The sequence below is a fragment of the Nonomuraea turcica genome (assembly GCF_030718205.1).
Classification (GTDB): Bacteria; Actinomycetota; Actinomycetes; order Streptosporangiales; family Streptosporangiaceae; genus Nonomuraea.
This window is the reverse complement of the sequence record NZ_JAUZQF010000069.1, coordinates 1-4,039: the sequence shown is the minus strand read 5'-3', so window position 1 is coordinate 4,039 and position 4,039 is coordinate 1. Positions and strand designations below refer to the sequence as shown.

Genomic DNA, 4,039 nt, shown 5'->3' with positions numbered 1-4,039 from the left:
CCCCTGGTGGTGAAGGTTGATCTTGGTCGACAACCCTTCTACCAGGGGCTATCTGCGTTGCGGATCAAGGATGATGATCTGCAACGGACCCGTGACCTGCAGCGTCACGGTGGAATGGGCTCAGTGATGAGCCGTCATCGCTGCGCTCGCACACGATGAGTTCCTCCGGCTTGAGTCGATCGGCAAGAGCCGGCGAGTGAGCGGCGATGATGAACTGCGTCTTCTCACCTGCCTCCCGCACCCGCTCGACCAGCAGTTCCAACGCCTGCGGATGCAGCCCATGATCGATCTCCTCGACGCAGGTCAACGCGGGCGGGTGCGGGTCGTGCAGCATGGCGAGCAGCCCCAATAGCCGGATAGTTCCATAGGAGGCATCCGGCAGCGGCGTCGGCTCGCGCAATCCCCGCTCCCGCAGCATTCCCAGAACAGTGGACCCGACGTGGTCGAATTCGATGGCCTTCAACTGGGGCAGCACCTCGGCCGCATCGTCCTGCAGTTGCTGCCACAGGTCTGGCTCGTTGGCACTCAGCCAGAGGAGAAAGGTCGACAGGTTGGAGGCGTCACTTGCGATGCCCTCACCGAGCCTGAGCGGCGCCCGAGTGGGTCGGGCCGCCGCGTGAACATCCACTTCGAAGATCCGAAAACTGCCAAGCAGCCCGGAGACCTGTGCCGTGATCGGCCCGAACCTCTCGTCACTGAGTCTGGGCAGCGTGGACAGCCCGCTGCTCAGTGCCTGGATGCCGATCTCAGTGTCTTCGGACTTTCCGGTATGCGGCTTTGAAGTGTCGGAAGGATCCGTGGCACGGGTGGTCGCCGACTTGCCCCGCACCGTGATCGTCCGTAGCCGATGCCGTTCCGTGCCGGATCGAAAGATCTCTTCCCTGGCGAACGGGGTCCCGATGATCCGCAGGTCGTATTCCTCCTGCCGGTCTCCCGGCTCGGCCGACCACGATCCCTTGATTCCGATGCGGATATACGCCGCCGGTATGGTGCCGCCGTGGAAGACAAGACGCTCGAATCCACCGCGCTCGTCCATCGCCGGGACGAGATCCGTACGCACGATGTCGGCCAGAAACCGGAACACTTCCAGCACATTCGTCTTGCCCGCGCCGTTCGGTCCAACGAGCACGTTGACGGGGCCGAGCGGAAGAGTGACCTGCCGCAGGCTGCGGAAGTTCTCCACCTCCAGAGAGAACAACCGATGATCTGCCACGGTGCTCACCTGCTCCACATCACGCTCGACTTCGCCAGCGGCAACAAGGCTACGCGCGATCATCGTCATTCGCTTCGTGCTGCTCCTCTAAAACCGCAAGCTTGCAGGGTGTCGTCGAGCTGCTGTACATGTGCGTTACCCGCCCATGGCTCGAGACGGGCTCGTGCTCGAAGGAGCTGATCGGTCAGCCGAGCCGAACTGTGTTGTGACGCTATGCCAGCGGCCTCCGTAAGTCTGGCGGCGGCCTCGGGGATCTCCTTGGCGAGAGTCAATGCGCTGGCATACGAGACAAGCGCAAACCCGCGATCCATCTTGAACTGCGGGGTGAGCCCGGCCAAGCATTGCTGAGCCGCCGTGACGGCGGGTCCTGCCTGTCCTAGCTGGACCAGCGCCGAGGCTGCCCTGCACTCCACCACCGAAGGCGAGATCCAGTACAGGAACGCCGGCTCGCTGTCCTTCGATGTATCGGCAAAGGACACTGCAGTGTGATGCGCGCGGGCGGACCTCACCGCTTCCCCTGCGGCAGCATGTGCCTTGGACAGCACCGAGTCGCTCATGGCCCGCAACAATCTGCTTGGAGAACGGGTGGTCCAGCTCTGCGCGGCGAAGGCATGGTCCAGAGCGGTGGCGGGTCGCTGTTGATAGACGGCCATGGCACCCAACCAGCAATGGAGGTAGCTGACCAAGGTGGGATCGCCTAGCTCGAGCGCCGCCCGCAGTCCATCGTGCATGGCGTGCTCGGCTGCCCCGTAGTCGAGGAGGTCGTAGGCAAGATATCCGGCCAGCTGTGACATCTGCGCATACGCGGCCAGCATCCGATCGTGCAGCGCTGGGGGCATCGACTCTCGGGAGAGGACCTGCGTGAGCGCTGTCCGCTGTCCGTTCACCACCGGCAGTAGCGCCGCCGGCCCATGCTCGTCATCGGCTTGGCGTGCGCGCAAAGTGAGCTTCTCAAACGTGCGCGCAGTCGCCTCATCCACTCGCCATGTGCTGCGCAGGACCCCGGCCAGGCGTTCTTCCTCATCCGGGGTCAGAACGCGCAGAAGGTCCAGTGCCCGGGCGCCGCCGAGCACCAGGGCCAGTTCGAAGAGCAGCTCGCGTCGCTTCACGTCGGTCTCCTCGGCGCCGATGGCGCGCAGCAGGTGCACACACGCCGGAGCGTCCGGGAGCGACCTGTCAGCGGGTGCGACTGCTGCGCTCGCCTCTATGGTGACACGGCTTGCCGTCTTCAGGGATGGAGGCCGGTTGGCGTCCCGATCTCGGAAGTCTGCTCTGTCGATCAGCTCACGGTCGGCGCTGCGATACGACCCGAAGACCTCATCGCTGATCAGGCTCCGAGCAGCGGTCTGGTAAATCTCCGCCAGCATGACCAGGAGACGTGCAGGCGGCCGACGACCGGTCTCCGGCCAGGCCTCGAAATCGTAAAGCCGCGCCTCTCGCAATGAGGCTGTGCCCGCAGGGTCGGCGTCGTTCACCATGGCCACCACATCGGAGGCAGTGCGGCCGTGCGCCAGCCGGAAAAGCCGTAACGGGCTGGCCGCATGAGTGAGCTCGAGAACAGTGGCGATCTGATCCCATGTGAAGCCCTTGGCACGCAACTGCTTGCTCCAGGAGCGAGCCCACAGCAGCACTCGGCGGCCCTCGCCCGACATCACGCACCCCCCTGTCACCTGGGATTGCGTACGCATTGTATATCTGTCATGACGCTCTGATCACTCTGATCGCGGCTATAGGGAGGTCAACGCGGGACAGAGGCAGATTCTCCCAGGTCAGCGCCTATAACGAGCGGGGCGATGATCGAACGCGAGATGGAGATCCACACGGAAGGCGTTTCACGGCACCGTACATATGGCGGACCACCACAGGCCGCATCCCCGTTGTCACACGTCCACGGAGGAATCCTCATGCTCGACACCACCACGCCCGCCGTCGTGTGCGTCCCCAGACAACGCGAACCTTGCTCCGTTCAGCGCGAACTCATCGACGCGATGATCGACCTGCACCCTGGCGGACTGATATGGCGGCGCACGTTCGCCGGCATCCCTGACCAGATACCCCATGCTCGCCACTTCGCCCGCTACCTCCTGGCCGACTCCCCCTGCCAGAACGACGCCGAGCTCATTGTCGCCGAGCTCGCCACCAACGCCCTGAAGCACACAAGTAGTGGCAGCCCAAACGGTACGTTCATCGTCGAACTCGGGCGTACGACCACCGCCCTCACCGTCGCGGTCTACGATTGCGGCTGGGGAGGCGTCCCCCGCTTCGGCCTGTCCCGGCGGAACAGCGCCCGCCATGGCCGAGGACTCTCCATTGTCACCGCGATCGCTGACCAGGTCGGGTACGAAGGCGACGACCAGGTGGGCCACAAGGTCTGGGCGATGATCCACACCTTGCTGACCCCGCTGGCCGCGGTTCGCCAGGCGGATATTCGATAGATCCGCTTCCCTGGCCGCTTGTACCCTGACGCGAATCAAGCGTTCGTCGGGGAGGGCCGCCCTACCAGGGTGGGCGGCCACACCCTGGAGTACAACGACCGCAGCCTGCTGACCAAGGTCTCTACCCCCGTCGGCCCCAGCACCAGCTTCGCCACGACGCCGCGGAGCTGATCATGCGTGCTCATCGTCCCGGGCAGCCTTGAACCTGCCGGCGCCCAATGGAGGTACGGGATGAGAAATATCCCTTGAGTTGTGCGACACGAGGTCGCGGTGCGCCGTGAGGCGCTGGAAATCGAAGGAGGTGTGAGACCTCCTCGCCGGGCTGTCGCAGCAGTTCGGTGGGAGCTGGGCGCAGCCTGATCCGGGAGACGCCGGGGAGGGTGGGAAGCAG

4 protein-coding genes are annotated in these 4,039 nt (G+C 64.5%); 2 read left to right on the top strand and 2 right to left on the bottom strand.

Features of this window, described 5'->3' with window-relative positions:
- Nucleotides 1-64: 64 nt before the first annotated feature.
- Nucleotides 65-1,282 carry an AAA family ATPase gene (locus Q9G87_RS60145; protein ID WP_305925660.1) on the bottom strand — a complete coding sequence of 406 codons (1,218 nt, stop codon included), beginning with the start codon at nucleotides 1,280-1,282 and terminating at the stop codon, nucleotides 65-67.
- On the bottom strand, nucleotides 1,279-2,868 hold the full coding sequence (locus Q9G87_RS60140) for a hypothetical protein (protein WP_305925659.1): 1,590 nt from the start codon (nucleotides 2,866-2,868) through the stop codon (nucleotides 1,279-1,281). Before Q9G87_RS60140 ends, Q9G87_RS60145 begins: the two co-directional genes overlap by 4 nt.
- A gap of 249 nt (nucleotides 2,869-3,117) precedes the next feature.
- Between Q9G87_RS60140 and Q9G87_RS60135 the strand changes: the two genes are divergently transcribed.
- Together Q9G87_RS60135 and Q9G87_RS60130 are read left to right on the top strand one after the other, a co-directional pair.
- Nucleotides 3,118-3,648 carry an ATP-binding protein gene (locus Q9G87_RS60135; RefSeq protein WP_305925658.1) on the top strand — a complete coding sequence of 177 codons (531 nt, stop codon included), beginning with the start codon at nucleotides 3,118-3,120 and terminating at the stop codon, nucleotides 3,646-3,648.
- An 18-nt stretch (nucleotides 3,649-3,666) separates the two neighbouring features.
- The gene (locus tag Q9G87_RS60130; RefSeq protein WP_305925657.1) at nucleotides 3,667-3,819 is read left to right on the top strand and encodes a hypothetical protein; all 153 of its coding nucleotides are present in this window, start codon (nucleotides 3,667-3,669) and stop codon (nucleotides 3,817-3,819) included.
- The last annotated feature ends 220 nt before the right edge of the window (nucleotides 3,820-4,039 follow it).